Consider the following 19,893-nt stretch of genomic DNA (forward strand, 5'->3'; position numbering starts at 1 on the left):
TAAATTGTGAAACGTGGTGTGTTATCGCGTTTCTACAGCAATGATATTAAGACTAATGAACTGTTTTTGCCATTGTGCGGGGTCAATACCATCAAGCTTGAAAGTGCGGCTATCACGCTGCTGATTTTTACGTAAATAGGTTTCTGATAATCTATTTTGCGCCTGCCATACGTTAAACTCGGTAGTTGTTATCTTATTGCCACCATCGTCAAATAATGTTGCAGCAACTGTCACCTTAAGCACGGTTAATGCCGAGGTATTATCAATACTGAAATCCAGCCCTAGCTCTTCATCATCCCACTGCGCAGATTTGAATGTCACCCGCACGCCTTGCGATACCGTGCTGGTCATTAATGCTGAGTTCGCCATGACAGCAGGGGTTAATTGCGCAGTTAGAGGCTCTGATTCTGTCAATAGTACGTATTGCCAAGTGAAATCGTCATTCAGCATAATCTCGGTGCCGTCTTCAAGGGTCATTCGACTCATTTCTTTGGCGGCAGCATTGAGTGAAAATAGTAAGCAGAAGGCAATGATGTAGGCTTTGTTAAACATGGTAATTGTTCCAGTAGTGAATGTTAATAGTGAAATCGCAAGGTGATATGGCCATCATAACACCTTGCGCTATTTTCTTGCGCTATCTTGACGTTACATGAACCACTTCCACCAAATGAACACGGCCAAGAAACTAAACAGATAAATCAAACCTGCCCACGATAACAATTTCATGTTGGTGGAGAGTTTTAATTCTGTTGGCAGCTCTGTACGAGTCACTAACAGGTAATTAATCAGGGCAAAGATAGGCGTAGTCATAAACGCTAATACCATGGCAAAGTTAAGCATATCCATGAGTGATGAGGTAAAGAATAACAAGATAGCTAAGGCACACGCACTCACTGCAATCATCCACACTTGATGGTACTTACGTTGCCCTAACGCTTTGTTAGTGATTAACAGTTGCGATTCAGCCAATGCACGTGAATAACCGTCGATCACGGTGATGGTACTACCGAAAATACAAAAGAAAGCCACAAGTGCAATTAAGTTACCAGACCATTCACCAATCGTTTGTGCATACATGCCGACTAATTGATGCGAAAAACCAATGCCTGAACTCTTAAGCTCGGCGCCATTACCGTGCAGCACTAATGCGCCAAGAATAACAAAAGCCACAGCGAGTAATGCAGTACCGATATAACCGACGTTAAAATCAAACAAGGCTGAATCAGCTGTGACCTGTTGTTCTTGCTGTTGGTTCTTCAGCCACAGTGAGGTAATACTCGAGATCTCAATCGGGGCTGGCATCCAACCCATCATGATCACAATAAAGCCAATCGCAGATACCTGCCAAGGCGAAGGGCTAACGTAATCTGTTGGCGCTACTGGACCTTGGTTAAGCGCAATGACAACAGCCGCGACTGTGGTCACCACTAAGACGCCCATGATCACTTTGGATAACTTATCCAGTGCTTTAAAATGACCTGCAAGTAAGATGACTAAGCAAATAGCTAATACAATCGCTGCTAATGTTGTTAACGGGATAGTCCAAGGCAAAAAGTAGCCGAGTAAGCTGGCACTAAAGAGCAGTAATGCGGCGGTATTAACAATCCCAGATATGACGTTTAAGCCGGTATATAGCCATAAATAGCCTTTACCCATCTCGGCATAACCTTGGATCAAGCTTTTACCTGTGCCTAAGGTGTACTGCACACCTGCGCGGAAGAAGGGATATTTGAACAAGTTTACCAGCAAAATCAATCCAATCAGTTGCCAACCATACGTTGCACCGGCTTTGGTTGATGCCACTAAGTGTGACCCACCAACGGCCGCTGTCGCCATCATGATCCCTGGGCCTAAAGACTTAATTCGTTGTTGCCACGTACTTGGCGTCGCTGTCAGCGTTGTGTTCATCATCACATCCTGTGGTTTTTAGTATTATTACGCGTTGAATATTCGAGTGTAGCTGATTTGTCATAGTAAAACAGTAATATTATGTTGATAGTTAACGGGATGCTTGGCACTGCGTGAGTTCACATAAAAGATGTTGAAACATGTTATTTATGATTATGGAGAGGTCAGAATAGGTGATTGTTCATTTTTCAATCTAATCTCAAACAAGATGCGGTTTTATGCTCAAGATTTTATAAAATATAATTATTTTTTTTCATCGATACGAATATTTAATATCAATAACTTAGTGTGTAATGGCATATTTATTGCTTTGTTTTGTAAGTTGTTGTGGTTTATTGACGCGGTGAATAGGTATTTTAGCAATATGTTATATTTTCTATTTTTGTCGTAAACGACATAGTGTTGTTGTTATGTAAGCGTTAATATGCGCGCTTAGAATTTATATATTTTAGGTTTTAATTATAATTTATTATTAATCATTATAATTAAAACCTATCATGTGTGACGTTAATGCGTTTTTGAATGAAAATTCAGTGGTTGTATTCTTTACTGCTTAGTTACTCGGTGTAACGCAGTGAAAGTGTCATTTTATTATTGAGGTATGTTAAGCAAATGAGCGATATTATGGGAACTGGTCAAAGTGCCAGTAATGTAGACGATAAGGATGTTAAAGAGCTGAGCAAACATAGTCGATTTTTACGTAAAATCGCCTGGTTAGTTGAGATCATTGTTGTATTTATCGGTCTTTGTATTTCAGTTTCATTAATGACAAGTGACAATAATTTGACGAGCGCGTTTACACTCGCTGCGCCTTTTGTGATGATTTCGCTGGTGGAATTGACCAAAATTCCGTTTGTCATTGGTCTTTGGCATTCACGTAAATCATTTCCGATGTATTTGTTGATCATTAGTTTTTTGTGTTTGATTACATTTGAAACGTTATTGAATGGTTTTGAACGTGCATTTTCATCGATTAATAGTCAAATTAACATCAGCGAGATTGAGATCAGTAAAATTGAAAATCAGATCAAAATTAATGAAGAAAATATCGCGATAGCATTGCAGGACTACAATCTGAAGACTCAGAAAATTGACAATGATACGTCGGTAGTCAATGCTAATTATAAATCGCAATACGCCAATGAAGTAAGACGTAATAAGCGTTTATCAAAAAATATTCCGCAGTTAAGTAAAGCCTTGGCAGCGAAAAAAGAAGAGTTAATTCAGCTTAAAATAGAAAAGTCAGAGCTGTTACAAGAGCTATCATTGAAGAAAGAACAACGCTTTAAATCTTCGATGGAACGAACTCAAGGTAATGCTGATTTAGTACAAGCTGAGCGTACGCGTTTGTTGGCACAGCTTGATAAACTAAATGCTGACAAGATTGTTGCGTTAGATGATTCTAACTTCTTTACTTCACCTGGAGTGAAAAAAGATTACGATGAAAAAATTCGCCATGTTGAAACTCAGCTAAACAACATTAATAACAATACGATTATTGTTAAAGACAACAGCCCTGATTTAGAGTCTGTTCAATTCCTCGATGATTATTATACTGATTTACTTGGATTGAAAGACGACATGATCCAGCAAAAAAATGACGAAGTAAAACAGCTTAACCGTAGCTATAGAAATGCGGTGAGTGCGAGTAATAGCAATCTAGCTGTGAAACAAATAAAACTCGCTCAAAATAAAACGACAGCGTTACGTAATTTAGAAATGAAACGTGATCAGGCTGATGTTCAGTTCTTAACTGAGAAAGACTACATTAAAGAGATCAAGCAAACGAATATGAAGTTACGTTACGATATTCGTGTGATTGAGATTGAAGCAAATACGATGGCTTTATCTAATCAAGTTTATCGAATGGCCTCTTATATCGATAATGTAGAACACTATAAAGAAGTGAAAACCGAGACCTTAACACTGGTTGGTTTAGTTTGGTTTGGTTCATTAGCGTTGATTGGTTCAATTACCGGTATTGCTTTGACTTTGTCAGGCTTACATTTGAATAGCCTTGCTAGAAAGCGTGAGCAAAAAGCGCGTGTCTATATCAATGATGAAACGTAAGTCTAATTCACTTTAGCCGCGTTATATGTGAAGCCTGCCTTGTGCAGGCTTCATTGTTTTTATATAAATACGGCTTATTTCTCTCATCTCTAAATAAAACAAAATATATATCTTTATCTTATTATAACGTTAATATTTTTTTGTTATGGGCGGCGAGATGTTTCTACCTATAAAGAGATTAATGTCTAATAAATAGAGTAAAACAGCATTTATTTTTAACGATCGTCCTTGTTTCATTCCATAATATTAATAATAGTTGAGGAGATGAAAGGGAGAAATCATGAATCAAACTATGCCGCAAGCTATACCAAAAATAGTGGCGAATAAAAAGCAGCGAAGTGATGAGCTGAGCCGGATTACCGTTTTATCATTTATGGAGCAACACCCTCTGCTGGTTGATATCGAAAATAATGAGGATATTAATCTGCATACTATTACTGCGGAACATGAAGTAACGCATGATAGCCATTTATTACAGTCAAATTTATCAGTACAGTCCGAGTTATTATTACAATCGGATTTAGTGGTCGTTGTTTATCAACGAGCGCATGTCGATTCTGCGGGTTATGTCTCTAGGCGTGAAATCATTGATGACAATTATATCGCCACTATATGGTTAAATATTGATGAAATGGGTGCATACAATACACTGGCTGCATTACGCTTTATTAATCATATGGCAACAGTGCTGAATCAGAATAACCTGCTTAAATTTAATATCAGTGATATCTCTTCATTAGTATCAAATTCGAAGTCGTTACGCTTTTTTGAAGCGTCGTGTGAAGATGATTCATTGAGTATTGCAGCCAACGATAGTATGGCTGATTCTGCGGCGATGATTATTGTGACTAAAGAGCCTATTTCAATACGCAAAATAAATGCTGGGTTTGCGGTGATAAATCAAGTCTGTGAACACAAGGTGCCTTGTTATTACGGCGTGCATATGTCGCCGAAATACACAGCAAAGCATACGTACCTCTATTTGGTTGGCGAGCGTTAATTTCCTTAAAAGATATTAAACGGCGGCAAAAATAAATAAGCAGGTATTAATTGCTAATACCTGCTTAAGATCCCCCTTAATTTAATGCTAACTCAGTTCTGGAGGCTGGTTTTTGGCGCGTTGGAGCCGTTATCGTCGTTAGAAAAGCTTGTAATGCTTGGGCTTCCTCGACGGTTAGATTTAACGGCCTTATCTGTTTGGACAATACCGGGTAAGTAGGGTCATACTTATTCCAACCAAATGGGGCATTGTCTGCCATACCAGCTGAGTACATAGATATAACACCTTCCATGGTATCTAGTAACCCATTGTGGAACCAAGGCTGATGGTTCATTACATCGCGTAATGACGGTGTTTTAAATTTACCGACGCTACTTGGTTTACCATCGATATTGTATAGACCCAGATCTTCATAGAAACCTTGATAATAAGTCAGTCCGACATTTTGCATTTTATGATCGGTAAACTCAGCGCCCATATGGCAGTTAACGCAGCGACCATTGCGACGGAAGATATCTAACCCCCACAGTTCCTTATCTGAAAGCGCACTGGTATCTCCCGCACTATCCGCTTGGCTGACAAACGTATCGAAGCGACTCGTGTTACTAATGATAGTACGTTGGAAAGTCGCCAGTACCATACCGAGTTGTTGCTCTGTGATGTCGGAGTTTATGCCACCCTCGGAAAAGGCTTGTTTAAACAGAGCCGGATATTGTGGATGCGCATTGAGCCGAGAGAGTAAATTAGGCAAGCTTTCAGCCATCTCGACCGGATCTTGGATCGGCATTAATGCTTGCTGTTCTAATGTTGCAGCGCGACTGTCCCAGAATAAAGTCGGTAGGAAGGCACTGTTGACAATCGTTGGCGCGTTACGCTTTCCACGCTGGCGATCATGACCAATAGACACTTCTTGTCCGTCGCCCCAGCCTAATTTAGGATCGTGACAACTCGAACAGCTCACATCACCGGCTTGTGATAAGACTGGATCAAAGAACAGTTTTTCGCCTAGGCTAACCTTTCGTTCATTGTAAGGGTTGGTATGAGGAAAGCTGGGTTTCGGCATCAGACCTAACTCTTGGTAACTCAATTCATCATCGACAAAGGCGGGTGGCCAGTGATCAGAATTACTGGCGTAAGCTTGTCTTAGATGGTTGAAATTTGGTTTACTGTGATTATTTACTGAACGTGGATCTTCACTTGCGCGTTGTTCAAATTCAGTGGCTATGAGCAAAATACGAGCGGTGTCAGTATCGGTGGCTACTTTAGTGTGTAAATCCGTCATTGTCGGTAAACTATATAAACCATAACCTGCCGTTTTTTTAACCCAATAATCACCAGATTTCGGTTGATTTAATGAGGTTGTATATAACAAGTTGTAATCGCTTTTTTGTTCCCCTTTATAAAGTAACATCGCCAGTTCATCGGTTGTGGGGACTCGCCAATTATTGCGACCACAATACTGCGCTTGGTTAATATCAGCGATAATTGCTGGTACATCAACCTGTATCGATAATACTTGGTTAGTGTTGCTGTTATCTTGTGGATCAGGTGTTAACCAATAGACATTAGAAAATTGGTTATCACGTAAATACAGATTATCACGAACTAAACCACGCATATCATCTAAACAGCGCCAAGGATTATCACTGTAATCTGAATCTTGTAGCGATTTCGCTAAGGGTTGACCGTCATTATCTAAGCGGATAAAACTGTCTTGTTCTGCTTGTGGTTTTTCTTGTTCTGCGGGTAATGTTGTATCACGTTTGACGCCACTGACAAGCATTGCTGATTTAGGCTTTCGCTTGTTTGCCATCACAGTTGCATATCGCCCTGTGGCAAAATCGAGTGTTGGCGCGACATTGTCACTGTGTGGCTGGCCATCATCATCGGCTAACCAGTAAGTTTCAAAACCTGTTGGGGCAAAAAAGTAAGGGTCAATTGCCGCTTGATTATTATCGAGTGCATAATCTTGCTCACTAATCAGTTTCTTCATTTCGTAACTTGAAGGTAAGCGCCAGTCGTTACGTCCACACCAGCTCTGTTGGTTAGCGTATTCAACGAGCCTATCTGTGGTACATGCTTGGCTATTATCATCACTTTCTGAAAATTGACACTGTGCTTGAAAGGCGGGCAGGGTCGGTGGCCAATTCCCCCAAGCATAGGTCTGTGATGTTGGCTGTAACGGTGTCGCCCAAACCACGCCCTGATGTGTTTGAGTATCCGCTACGCATTGCCAAACTTTATCTTTAGTTGAGTCTCCGAGCGCTAGTGTAGTGAAGCGGGGGCTTGGCTTATTGACTCTGATAAGCCAGTTTATCGTTTCAATTTTATCGTTTGAAATGATAGCTATTTTAACATGATCAGACCCTTGGGCGTCGGCGTTAGCTTGGTAGGTAAAGGTATCACCTTGTACACTGGCATTACCCTGTGATCCTGGTTGGATCAGGCGTAATTCTTGCGTTGCGGTTAAGGTATACTGCTTTGTGGTTGTCAGCCCTTGGGTTAACTGGATGCGCGGGTTTAACAGTAAAGTCTGCTTATTACCCGAATCTGTATCAGTATTTGAGCCTGTACCAGAGTTTGTCACTGCTTCACTTGAGCTGTCATTACCGCATGCAGCCAGTAGCGTACAGCAGGTGATGAGCATGAGCTGACGTCGCATGTTCTTTAATGTATGTGTTGTCATTATGGTTGTAATCTCGTTGTTGAGATCAGACGCACGCGGTGCATTTCGGTATTCTGCACTCGACCACTATCAGCCCAAATATCTTGGAATGCGACTGCCCAGTGCTTTGTTTCAGGTTTGTATGAATCGACACTCGAAGTCCAGTAATAACTATTTTCTTCTACGATTGTGTCATTAAGTACACTGGTTATGTAGCCAGCTCGATAAAATTCAAAAGCGAATGGCTCAACATTAATAAGCAGGCTTTTTAATTCGTTTTGAGTTGGTAAGCGCCAGTTGGTTTGTCCGCATTCATTCGCTTGATTGATTTGCTTAGCGTATTCTACGGCTTGCGCGTGATTTTTCAGTGGTTCAGTTTTACTGATGCGTTGCCATAAAATTTGCGTGTTTGGTAATGCTGATTTGTATGCTAAATCCGATGTACAAGTCCAGTTTGCACTCTCTTGTTTTACCAGTGCTTGGCCGAGTGGCCCATGCTTAACAAAACGTGACTTCCAGTTGGCATTTTCATCGACGTCATTAGCAATACTTTGTGGTGTTAATGGTGCTGTTATTTCTGGAACTTCATTATCTTTTTTATCAGGGATAACAGTACCGTTTACTAACATAGTGAAGTGCGGTTCATTGGTTGAACGCGGCGGCATATTAGCAAAGTCAAAATCTTCACCCATCCACATCACATGTGCATCGCCAACAAGGGCATTTGAGCCTTGCCAATCACCGTCGACAGGACTGATATCGTGGCCATTGGCATAAATAGTAAATGAATTAGTCCAATATGCTTCATCAAAATTAGAATCGACATAAGGAAAATAAAAGTTGTTTATTGGCGATTGTTTGGCATCTTCATCGAATAGTTTTTTATCTAATAGTGTTTGCCATTCAGCTTGCGTCGCTAAACGCCAATCAGAGCGCCCACACAGTTTCTCTGTATTTGCTACGGCAACCAGATTATCGGTATTGCAGTCGTTACCGAGTATACAGCTAGCTTCACTGTAATCACGATTGTTGATTGTACGATCGCCCCAGTAGTAAGTTGCATCAAATGCATATTTGCCATTTGCTTGCGGTACTTGCCACATCAGTTCGCTACTATTATCGGTGACACAACTCCAGTCACTGGCATTGGCTGCTCGCGCTTGATCTTCGCTAGATAGTACAGTGCCGTCTAAAGCAACTTTACTAAAACGAACCATAGGTTTATTGGATTTGCCGTTGTATAGCGGCAATGCACTGCCATTAAGAGTGTAGATGTTGTTATCAATTTGATAATTAATTTCAAATTGATAGTTATGTTGAGCGGCGGAGATCTCAGCATTTACAGTCCGGCTATCAGATACGTAGGGTTTAAAATGCATTTTTCCCGTTGTGCTATCGATGCTGGCGTCACCAAAGTTGGCTTTGATATTGATAACTTGCACTGCATTGATAGCGGTAACACCTGGCGCCGAAAATGCAATCAACATGGCGGAGATTGGCGTTATGTCACTGGCTTTAATTTCGACAGCTGTTGTTGTGGTTTGTTGTGGTTTTTTATTCGTTACTTGTGCTGCCGTTGAATTTGAATCATCGCATGCGCTAATCAAAAGGCTAATGCAAGCTATAGATAATGCTGTTTTTTTCATTTTTTATAGTCTTATTATAAATATAGGGGGAGGATAATAAATAACTATAAAATAAAATGCAAATATAAGTGATAATAATTATCATTTATATTTGCGTGTAGGAAAACAAGTATAGTCTTTAAAGAACGGAAATGTTGTGGTGAGGTTATTTGTTAATTAAATATTGCTGTAGCTCGACACCTGGGATGGAGCTGGCTGTTGCCACCGCGATAGCGGCCCATTGAGACCCCGTTGTCATCGCGTCGGCAATATCCTGTTGTGCCAGTAATCCATGTATTAACCCCGATGCGAATGCATCACCAGCACCAGTTGTATCAACGACACTTGCATCGACTGCGGACACGGTAATAGCCTGGCTTTGGCTGTATGCCACCGCGCCATGCTCACCATCGGTAATAACAAAATAACGTAATTGCTTACCGCTTATCTGCTGCCCATACTGCCAGATTGAGGCGTGATCTTGAGCATTACTATTACTATTGTTATTAATATTGTGATTGCGCATATCCGATTTAGACGAAATCAATATATGGCAAGGACGAGGTCGACTATCCTTGGCTAATTGTGCGACGACTAAGCTTGATTTTAGTGCGGTTTGTGCCCATTGCTCACAACCTACTGCAGACGAATTAATATATAACGCCTGCCATTGGCTAAAATCGGGCGCGGTTCCTAAGGTAAAGACAGGGCGTTGTGGACGTATGATCGTGCGTTCACCGTCGGGTGTCATGATTAATAATAATTCTGGCGTATCGAGATCATTACGTTGCAATAAGCTACAGTCTAATCCTTGAATACTGGCTTCAGCCAATAACCAATCGGCGGTCTTATCATTGCCGACTTGACTGACTAACGCCACTTTGTGACCTGCATAAATTAAACCTAATCCGGTATTGGCACCGCCACCCCCTAAGCGTCGACCATTATCAGCATAATAATGGCGCCCACCCGTGGCGAGTTGCCTATCTAGTTGTAACACCCGATCACAGTTTAGGTTTGCAAGTAAGAGGATATTTGACATCGCTATGGGCCTTAAAGATAGGGAGAAGATAATTATCCCTCAATTGCCAAGTAAAGGAAATAACAGTGCGTAGGCAAGGGGTTAAAATGAGTTAATAAGGTACTAAAGTGAGTGATATCGCACACTTTATTCATTTACCTAGCTGACCTGATCCACTAAATATTATAGGATTATTTTGGTATAAAAAATGATGATTATTGGATGCTTTGGGGGCGCTTTTATACTTTGCTTTATCAACTCTGAGTGTATTACTATGTGGTTAATCTTGAATGTTTATTACACAGTAATATCAATGGATTAGGTGTTAATACACTTTTTTATAAATGATTATAAAGAGTTATAAGTTACATTATGAGAACCCTGTCAGTTAAAGCAAAATTAATCATATCTCTCGCTATTCCGACACTGTTTGTTTGTGTCATTATCGCGATGTATATTGCTCAGCACATTAAGTCGGCAAGGGATGCTGATGCCGCTATTGTCGTGGTGCAACAATCAATGTTGATTAATGCTTTAGTGCATGAAATACAAGCAGAGCGGGGCCTTAGCGCATCCTTGTTCACGAGCAAGGATGAAGGCTTAAAACAAAGGCTTGATGCACAACGACAACAAACCGATCAGCAATTTATCTTATTTAATCAATTAATCGCTGATAATAAAGCGGTAAAGCGATTAGCACAACAGCATAATGTCATTAACCTGCAGCACCATATCACCTCAATACGTCACGCTATAGATGCAGATAATCGTGACCAGTTTAACAATTACACACAAGCCGTCGCCAGCAACCTTAATGTTATCAGTGCACTACAAGAAGCAGTTTCTGATAGTGAACTATTGTTGAATTTGGAGTTTTACATTCCTTTAATCTGGTTTAAAGAATTTGCCAGTTTAGAGCGCGGTTCATTTCATGGTATTTATAACGCCAAAGATTTCAATCAAGTAGCACTTGCCCGATTGTTTGGTTTACGTGATAAGCAAGAGCTGATTTTTTTACAACTACAACGCTTAATACCCGGTGCACTTAAAGATGACCTGAGCAAGATTGCAGCTTACGGACGTGATAGCAAGTTAAGTCAGATCATGAATCAAGCCAAATTTGAAAGTAAAAAACAAGATTTGTTAAACGAAGGTCGATCGTATTTTGGTTTGATTAACCACTATTTTAAAGGCTATTTATTACGTCGTGACCAGGTTTATTACCAGCAGTTTATGGCGGTTTACCAAGACGCCTTTAGCATGCTATCTGCGTATAAGCAGATGGATTATGCTAATCCTCAAATCGCAGTGTTATTCGATACTCTCGAGCGTTATAGACTGGTTATCGAAGGCTTAGATAAAGTGGTTATTGATAAAGATGAAATAAGCGGCATAGATGCAACCTTTCTAGTATTAGAAGATAGTGCTATCGAAAGTATGGATTTGGTGCGAGATGATATTTTACATATTCGTTTTACAGACTGGTGGGAAGGGTCAACACAACGGATTGACATTATTGAAGGGATCATTGACTCAACGAGTAACCAATATATCAGTACCTTAGAGGGGTTACAAAGGAAAAAGCAACAACAGTTGTGGCTTGAAATCACGTTGATCTTGACCATTTTGTTAGTGGGGGTCGGTTTAGCTTATCGTACGGTTAATCAAGTGATTCAAGAGCTACGTATGTTTACTGACAAGATGAAAAGTCTTAACTCATCAGGCTGTCATAAAAAACTCGATATTCACACTGATTCACATTTGGTTACCGATGTTGTTGATACTTTTAATGATATTGTTACTTCCATTGACGTAACTCAGCATGAACATCTGTTATCGAGTGCATTCTTTAATAGTGCTGGCGAAGGCATGGTGGTGAGCGATAAGCACAATAATATTGAAATGATAAATCCAGCATTTACCCGCATGACTGGATTTTCTAAGCAAGATGTATTGAGTAAGAGTATCTTATATTTCTTGGTTGATAAGTATGATCAAAAGATTGCACATAAAACCATCATGCGAACTTTGATAGCCAAAGGTTGCTGGGAAAGTGAAGTTAAAATAACCGATAAAAATAATGACACGAGTTCGGTATTTATTTCCGTGGCGGTAGTGAAAGATAAAGACGCGAATATCAGCCACTATATTTATTTATTGAAAAATTTAGATAAATGGAAAAGGTACGAAGATGAAATTTGGGTAAAAGCGAATTTTGATTCTCTGACCAATTTACCTAACCGTGAGATGGGGTTAGAGAAGTTGAAACAAGTTGTAGAGCATTCTAAGCGCTACCGAATTATGGCTGCGGTGATGTTTATCGATCTTGATAACTTCAAGTTGATTAATGATAGCCTTGGCCATAGCGCGGGTGATGAACTGCTTTGTCATGTAAGTGAACGCTTACGAAAAAATGTGCGTGCCACCGATATTGTGTGTCGTTTAGGTGGCGATGAGTTTGTGGTGATCTTGTCTGAAATTAAATATGTCAATGAAGCTAAAGTATTGGCGGATAAATTGATTGCAGAAATATCAAAGCCTTATTTGTTACAAGAGAAACATGATGGTGTTATTTCTGCCAGCATTGGCATTACTTTAACGCCTGATGACGCCTCTGATGTAGAAACCTTAGTTAAAAATGCGGATACCGCGATGTATCATGCGAAAGAACTGGGTCGTAATAATAGCCAGTTTTATACCCCAGAATTAAACAAAAAAGTCACTGCCCGTATGGCGCTAGAGCAAGCGCTTTATCGTGGCTTAATGCGTGATGAATTTATCTCTTATTACCAACCTATTTTTGAAATAGACAGTAAAAAAGTGATTGGTGTGGAAGCGTTGATCCGTTGGAATCACCCCGAGAAAGGCTTGGTGTATCCAGGAGATTTTATTGACTTGGCTGAAGAAGTTGGGGTTGTCATTGATTTTGGTAATTTGATGATCACGCAAACAGTGTTACAGCTACAAGCTTGGCAAGCTGCAGGGATTTATATACATGCAGCGATTAATATTTCATCCAAGCAATTTGCACCAGGACACGCAGAAAGATTAGTCGAATTGGTTGCCAGTGAGCTACAGAAATATAATATACCGGGTGAATATTTACATATTGAGATCACCGAACGGGTGTTTATGGAGAACACTGAATTAGTCGCTGACACGCTACAGAAACTGCGTAATTTGGGTGTGCGTATCCACCTTGATGATTTTGGTACTGGTTATTCATCGTTGAAATACTTGATTAACTTCCCGGTTGATTATTTAAAAATTGATCGCAGCTTTATTGCTCGTATTGGTGATAATGACAATGCACGTAAGGTGATTAAGTCGATTGTCGCGATGACAAAAGAACTTGAGTTGAAAGTCGTCGCCGAAGGCATTGAAGAACAAAGTGAATGTGAATTTTTAGCGCAACTTGGTTGTGAATACGGTCAAGGATTTTGGTTTGCCAGACCGGTCGCAGTGGATGAGTTGAGTTTACCATCGATAAAATCTGGGCATAAAGCCAATGCAGATAAAGCTAATGCCATCTGAGCAAGTGCTTTAATAGGTGCTGTTGTGATGGAAATATAGCCTATTACATACCCTATTGTGTGTATATAGGCTACCGCTCACAAATGCGCTTCCTAAAAGGCGTTATACATACTAATTTAAAAAGGCAGTGATACACTTAACGTCATACTTTAGCCGTACTATAGTACTGTTTTATGTACCACCATCAGCATATTTGATTTTAACAGGGCAGTTAAATGACAATGAAAAGGATTTTTATGTTTACCTCGATACGTGCCAAATTAAATTTACTCATGGCCATTTTCATATTCTGTTTATTGTTTTCTATTTATGAGGGTTCTCGTCTGATTGATTACGGTAAAACAGCTGTTGACCAGCAATCAAACATTTATCGTCATGCTAGCACGCTTATTCTTAACGCAGACCGTGATGCATACCAGGCTTATTCGGCTTTTCAACAGTATATTATCGATGGTGATGTCGCAGCATTTTCGGTGATTAACAGCAATTTAGATCAAATTAAAACCCGATACGGTAAATACATTGAGCTAAATACGGCGAGTGATAATTACAATATTCTGTCGTTAATGGCTGAGTGGCGTCAACTAACCCAAGATTATATTGAGAGCCATGATGAGCAAGAAAAAATCATCATTCACTGGGCTATTAATCAAGAGTTTCAAGTATTAAGAAAGCGTTTGAATCAAGAGTTTGACCAAATTAATGCGAAATCAGAACAAGCGGTTAATGACTTTCATGTGCATTTATTTAAAGCATTTACTTGGTTGTTAATTGTCTTTACTATTTTATTGATCTCGATAGTTTGTATTTACACTTTGATCAAACGCAGTATTATTGCTCGCCTCAATGACCTAAACCGTAATATTGGCTTTATTGCAACTGGCGACCATGATAAGCGAATTGTGAACCACATTAATGACGAAATGAGTGATTCTTTTACGTATTTAGCGGCGCTGCAATCTGAGTTAAAACAAAATATTGCCACTATTACGCAAGAAAAAGACATTGCCAATAAGGCGAATAAAGCCAAGAGTACATTTTTGGCGAATATGTCACATGAAATACGCACACCACTCAATGGCATTATCGGCATGGCTGAGATTTTAAAAGATTCACAGTTATCGCCAATCCAAAAAGATTATCTGATGACGATTGATTCATCGTCACAAACCTTATTGATGTTGATGAATTTGGCGTCCAACGCGGTGAAATTTACTGCTGCAGGTAAGATCACGCTGGCCTTGAAGACTCAGGCTTTAGATGCTGACAATATCGCCTTATCATTTTCGGTCAAAGATACAGGCATTGGTATTGAATCCGGCAAGCATGGCAAAATATTTGAAGCGTTTCAGCAAGAAGATAATGATACCACGCGTAATTTTGGTGGTACCGGTTTAGGCTTGTCGATTAGTGCTAAGATTATCAGCTTAATGGGTGGTAATATTGCCATCACGTCGATTAAAGGCGAGGGCAGTGATTTTCATTTTACCATCGCTGTTGGTATTGAAAAAAACCAGCCTAAGCCAGCCGAATCAGCTTATCAAGCCATTATCGTCAATGCTAATGATACGCAATTTTTACAGTTTGAACTGGCTAAATTAGGTATTACATCAACCGAGTGCGCTGACATTAATTGTGTCGCGGCCAGTGTAAAAGCAAACTCGATAATTATTTATAATCAGCAAGAAGTTGAATTAGCGAAAATCGAATTACAAACCTTGCGCCAAAAGGTAGGTAAAATACCGGTATTACTTGCACGCAGTAACCACAGTGAGCAATTTAATTATGCAGATTTAGTAGATGGCTATATTACTAAACCGCTGTTTCGATTCCGGCATGGACGATTACTTACCTAAACCTTTTAAGAAAGATATATTTAGAGCAAAGGTGACTAAATACAGCTGATAAAACCGTTAAGGCCGCTATAGTCGGTTTTAGCTATAGGTCAGTTGTTTATTGGTTGGCGTTAATTCATATTGATTGATTAAGCCATTAGAACAACCGAGGTCACTGCATACTTTATTGCGGCCTTCTGATTTTGCTTGATAGAGTGCTTTGTCTGCAGCGTTAATGACATCATGGATAGACTGCATTGTTAATGACGCTTGGACTATACCGATTGAAGCGGTGAGTTGAATGGGGTGATCTTGATGCTGGATGGGCATTGTTGCTATGCTATTTCGTAGTCGTTCTGCAATGAGTAAGCTGTCTCTGGTATCGGTATTAGGCAGTATGATTGAAAATTCATCGCCGCCTATACGTGCAAACAAATCTGTAGCCCGTAGTTTTTTCTTGATGTGATGAGCGAACTCCTTGAGTGCTGTATCCCCTGCTGCATGACCGTAATTGTCATTAATCGATTTAAAATTATCTATATCAATGAGTATCAACGCCAGTGGTTGCTGTTCTAATTGTGCTTTGTGAAATTCTATTTCAGCCATTTCATAGAAATTATGACGATTACTGATCGTGGTAAGTTCGTCTGTTGATGCGCGCTTGTGCAATTCTTTAGATAAAAGCGCTAATTGAATTTCAGATTGTTTTTTTTCAGTGATATCGGTACTACTAACATATAGCACCCCATCACCGACGATTTGTTCAGTAACCAAGTGCCAGCGGCCATCCCGTGTATCAGTTTCGAAACTCCGAAAGGGGACACTGCGCCTTTTATTATTGGCGGCGATTAGCCATTTATCGATATTGTCTGATTGAATATTAATGCCAACGGAGTTGCGAAAACATTGCTTGATGAGTTGATCAAAAGTGTTGCCTAATGCCTGTTCTGCGGTGTGATGAAAGAGTGTCGCCATACTATCATTACAGTATATAACGTGATCATTGCTATCAAAAATAGCTAAACCATCATTGGTTACTGATAAAGCATTGAATACAATATCCTGTACTTTTTTTGTTGGAAGAGGCAACATCCATGTACTCCAAGGTGATGGTTCAACCATCTATTAAAGATCAATAAGGTGAAAAATATACAAATCGTGAGTGCTGACTATTATAGTGCGCATTGTAAAAATGGCTTATTTTTAGTGTGATAATGCGATCTAGCCCCTAATTAGAGTTACTACTTAATGATTATGATCTAGTCATTAATTATATCGATACATTGGTTTGCATGGCTGGTGACTAAAAAGTGGCTCGCGCCTGTTATGCTATATTGCTTGGCGTTAGATAATTCATGGCTTAAGTACTGAACAATTTTTTGTGCAATTGGATTGGATGCCGAGCCACAAATAAGTTTTGTAGGGATAGTTAATGCATTGAGTGCTGACCTGTGGTGATACGTGTTTTCACACAGACTCCAATGACGGTTGTTATTGTTGGTCAGAGGCTTCATGCCATCTTTGATGAAATCGGGGAGGGGTTCAAACGACCCTTTACCACCCCAGAAGTCGATAACTTGCCCACAGGCGTAAACTTCGTTATTTGAGATACTTTCACGGTAGTCTTGAATGAAGGTATTTACTTGCGCCGTCATGTCGAGATCGCCAACGGATTTAAATACCCAGGTTGATACTGGTTCGAACAGGGTTAACTGCGTTATATTGACCGAGCCTTTCAGTGCTAGCGCTAGCGCCACGACACCACCAAAAGAATGACCGATAAGGTGGATGGGTTGATTCGTTAACTCCGCAATAACAGATTCGATGATATCAAGTTCAGTACTGATATTTGGAGCATTGAAATCATCGGGATCTGGCATTCCACAATGGCCGGGTAATTTAATCGAAATGCAGTGATGGGTGAGTGCAAGCTGTTGCACTATCTTCTTCCACGTTGATGTACTTGCGTAAGAGCCGTGAATAAACACAATGGGACTGTTATTGTTACTGCCTTGTTGTTCATAGTAGCAAGGTGTTAGTGCGTGCTCGTGACTGCTGTTTATGTTGTTCTTTAGCTTTGTATTGTAAGCGTTAGTGCTGTTATCCATGTGGCCTCCTGCCTGGATGATGGTTTATGCGAATGCTTCTAGCGATCAGTTTAGCAAATTTTAGTTAAAAAAATACCGCAGACAGGCTGCGGTATTTTTTACATCAATAATAGGTCTGCCAAAATAAGTTATTTGTTATTTTGTAAATCTAGGCTGTAGATAGCAAAACCAAGTTTATCTTCTTTCATAAACTGCATTGGGTATTGGCCTTTGTCCTTAATGAACTGTGCGGCTTTTTCACCTGGTGCTGTTTCAAACGTGATAGTCAGTTTCTTATCACTTTGTAATGGTGTGAAGTACCAGTTGTTATCGGCACTTGGCGTTACTTGGCCTTTTTCTTTACTTACACGGCTGATGTAATCTGCCAGTACAGTACGGTTTTCATCGGGTGATGCAAATGCAACAAACGCTTCGCCTGTACCTGCAAACTTCGCACTGTAAGCACGGTAGTTGTTTGTTGCTACAAGGAACGGCTGCGCAGGGTCTACCGGTTTACCTTCAAATGTTAAGTCTGTAATACGGCTTGAGTTCGGGTTAATCAGTTTACAATCGCCGTTATAACGTGCTGGTTGTGATAAATCGATACCATATTTAACGCCGTCCATCACATCGTAATTGTAAGTGCGGAATTCATCCCAGTTGATTAAACCTTGTGGTGCAGTGCTGTTTAAGTCGATTTGGTTAAACTGACCAGCAGAACACTCGAGCCATTCTTTTACTTCTTTACCTGTCACTTTCATTGCCACTAGGGTATTTGGGTAAAGGTACAGATCGGCTGCATTACGGAAGGTTAATTGACCCGACTCAACTTCGGTGAAGTTAGTTGGATCGTTACCACGGCCGCCAGCTTTAAATGGTGCAGCAGCTGAAAGTACGGGAATACCGTCTAAATCAGGATCACCTTGGATAAAGCGTTCAACGTAATCTTTTTGCGCCAAGTTAACAATTTGAATTGTTGGATCGTCTTGTACTAGCGCAAGGAAGCTATACATCACGTCATTGGCTTTACCGATAGGTTGGTTAACGAAGTTACGTGTTGCTTTGTGGTCGTCTTGTACTGCTGCAACCATTTTCTCGTCAGCGTTCACTAATGGTTTTTTAGTAAATTTATCGAAAATAGGACGTGCTTCAGTTTGTGCGTTCGTTACTTTCCAAGTATCACCTTGTTTGTCTAATACGAGATCCATGATACCGACATGATCGCCCCAACGACCAGGCATGACAGCTGGAATACCGTTGATTGTGCCTTTTTCGATATCAGCGCCTGGTAATTTCGAGAAGCTCTCGCTTGGGAATACTGCATGCGAATGACCAAACGCAATAGCATCAATACCCGGTACTTGTGTTAGATAGTAAACTGAATTTTCAGCCATGACTTTATACGGGTCTGCTGATACGCCTGAATGCGGGATCGCTAGAATGATATCTGCGCCTTCGGCTTTCATTTGTGGTACAAATTTTTCAGCTGTTTGTTTGATGTCTAACGCTTCTACTTTACCTTCTAGGTTTTTCTTATCCCAGATTAAGATTTGCGGTGGTACAAAGCCGATGTAACCAATTTTAACTTGATGTTCTACACCGTCAGTATCAGTAAAGGTATTGGTTTTGATGATGTACGGGGTAAACATGTTTTTACCGGTCTTAAGATCGATAACGTTGGCATTGATATACGGGAAGTTAGCGTCATTGGTTGCTTCTTGTAAGAAGTCTAACCCGTAGTTAAATTCGTGATTACCGAGGTTACCCACTTCATAACCCAGTTGATTCATGGCTTTGTAAACCGGATGTACATCACCTGGTTGCAGGCCTTTATCTGCCATGTAGTCGCCCATTGGACTACCTTGCAATAAGTCACCGTTATCAACTAACACGCTGTTTTTTACTTCAGCACGGGCTTCTCGTACTAATGTCGCGGTACGAACTAGACCGGTTTTTTCAGTTGGTTTGTTCTTGTAATAGTCATAATCCATTACGTTGGTATGAATATCCGTCGTTTCTAGAATACGTAATTTGATGGTTTCCGCATAAGCAGGCCCAGCCATAGTCAATAGCCCACCGAGTACCGCAATAGCGACTGGTTTGATAGATAACGACATGATTTTCTCCAAGTTAAATAGAAGTAGATAC

The 19,893-nt window shown here is 40.2% G+C and carries 12 protein-coding genes; 4 read left to right on the forward strand and 8 right to left on the reverse strand.

Annotated features, from left to right (window positions below):
• Positions 1–21: 21 nt before the first annotated feature.
• Positions 22–552, reverse strand: a complete 531-nt coding sequence (locus tag FR932_RS04110) for a DUF3157 family protein (RefSeq protein WP_019439321.1) — start codon at positions 550–552, stop codon at positions 22–24.
• Positions 553–645: 93 nt separating this feature from the next.
• A complete protein-coding gene (locus tag FR932_RS04115; RefSeq protein WP_019439320.1) occupies positions 646–1,908 on the reverse strand; it encodes an NRAMP family divalent metal transporter in 1,263 nt (420 codons plus the stop codon).
• A gap of 612 nt (positions 1,909–2,520) precedes the next feature.
• Between FR932_RS04115 and FR932_RS04120 the strand changes: the two genes are divergently transcribed.
• Both FR932_RS04120 and FR932_RS04125 read left to right on the forward strand, forming a co-directional pair.
• Positions 2,521–3,978, forward strand: a complete 1,458-nt coding sequence (locus tag FR932_RS04120) for a coiled-coil domain-containing protein (RefSeq protein ID WP_019439319.1) — start codon at positions 2,521–2,523, stop codon at positions 3,976–3,978.
• 280 nt (positions 3,979–4,258) lie between these two features.
• Complete coding sequence (locus FR932_RS04125) at positions 4,259–4,978, forward strand: hypothetical protein (protein ID WP_019439318.1); 720 nt, start codon at positions 4,259–4,261, stop codon at positions 4,976–4,978.
• 76 nt (positions 4,979–5,054) lie between these two features.
• Here FR932_RS04125 and FR932_RS04130 read toward each other — a convergent pair whose 3' ends face one another.
• The 3 genes from FR932_RS04130 to FR932_RS04140 form a co-directional block, all read right to left on the reverse strand.
• Positions 5,055–7,664: a cytochrome c peroxidase gene (locus tag FR932_RS04130; RefSeq protein WP_019439317.1), complete on the reverse strand. Its 2,610-nt coding sequence runs from the start codon at positions 7,662–7,664 to the stop codon at positions 5,055–5,057.
• Entirely contained in the window at positions 7,664–9,289 is a 1,626-nt protein-coding gene (locus tag FR932_RS04135; protein ID WP_019439316.1) for an Lcl domain-containing protein, read from the reverse strand. Before FR932_RS04135 ends, FR932_RS04130 begins: the two co-directional genes overlap by 1 nt.
• 145 nt (positions 9,290–9,434) lie before the next feature.
• Positions 9,435–10,310 (reverse strand): PfkB family carbohydrate kinase, encoded by an 876-nt coding sequence (locus tag FR932_RS04140; RefSeq protein WP_019439315.1) that lies wholly within the window; start codon positions 10,308–10,310, stop codon positions 9,435–9,437.
• Positions 10,311–10,661: 351 nt separating this feature from the next.
• Here FR932_RS04140 and FR932_RS04145 point away from each other — a divergent pair, with 351 nt between their 5' ends.
• Positions 10,662–13,823, forward strand: coding sequence for an EAL domain-containing protein (locus tag FR932_RS04145; protein WP_019439314.1), 3,162 nt, complete (start codon positions 10,662–10,664; stop codon positions 13,821–13,823).
• A gap of 215 nt (positions 13,824–14,038) precedes the next feature.
• Positions 14,039–15,679, forward strand: coding sequence for an ATP-binding protein (locus FR932_RS04150; protein ID WP_244963932.1), 1,641 nt, complete (start codon positions 14,039–14,041; stop codon positions 15,677–15,679).
• Positions 15,680–15,757: 78 nt separating this feature from the next.
• On the opposite strand, the gene FR932_RS04155 is transcribed toward FR932_RS04150, so the two are convergent.
• From FR932_RS04155 to FR932_RS04165, 3 genes are all read right to left on the reverse strand, one after another.
• Positions 15,758–16,780, reverse strand: a complete 1,023-nt coding sequence (locus FR932_RS04155) for a sensor domain-containing diguanylate cyclase (RefSeq protein ID WP_240532311.1) — start codon at positions 16,778–16,780, stop codon at positions 15,758–15,760.
• Between the two features lie 137 nt (positions 16,781–16,917).
• The gene (locus tag FR932_RS04160) at positions 16,918–17,766 is read right to left on the reverse strand and encodes an alpha/beta fold hydrolase (RefSeq protein WP_019439311.1); all 849 of its coding nucleotides are present in this window, start codon (positions 17,764–17,766) and stop codon (positions 16,918–16,920) included.
• A 128-nt stretch (positions 17,767–17,894) separates the two neighbouring features.
• Positions 17,895–19,862 (reverse strand): bifunctional 2',3'-cyclic-nucleotide 2'-phosphodiesterase/3'-nucleotidase, encoded by a 1,968-nt coding sequence (locus FR932_RS04165; protein WP_019439310.1) that lies wholly within the window; start codon positions 19,860–19,862, stop codon positions 17,895–17,897.
• Positions 19,863–19,893 lie beyond the last annotated feature (31 nt).

It is taken from the genome of Moritella marina ATCC 15381 (assembly GCF_008931805.1).
Lineage (GTDB): Bacteria > Pseudomonadota > Gammaproteobacteria > Enterobacterales > Moritellaceae > Moritella > Moritella marina.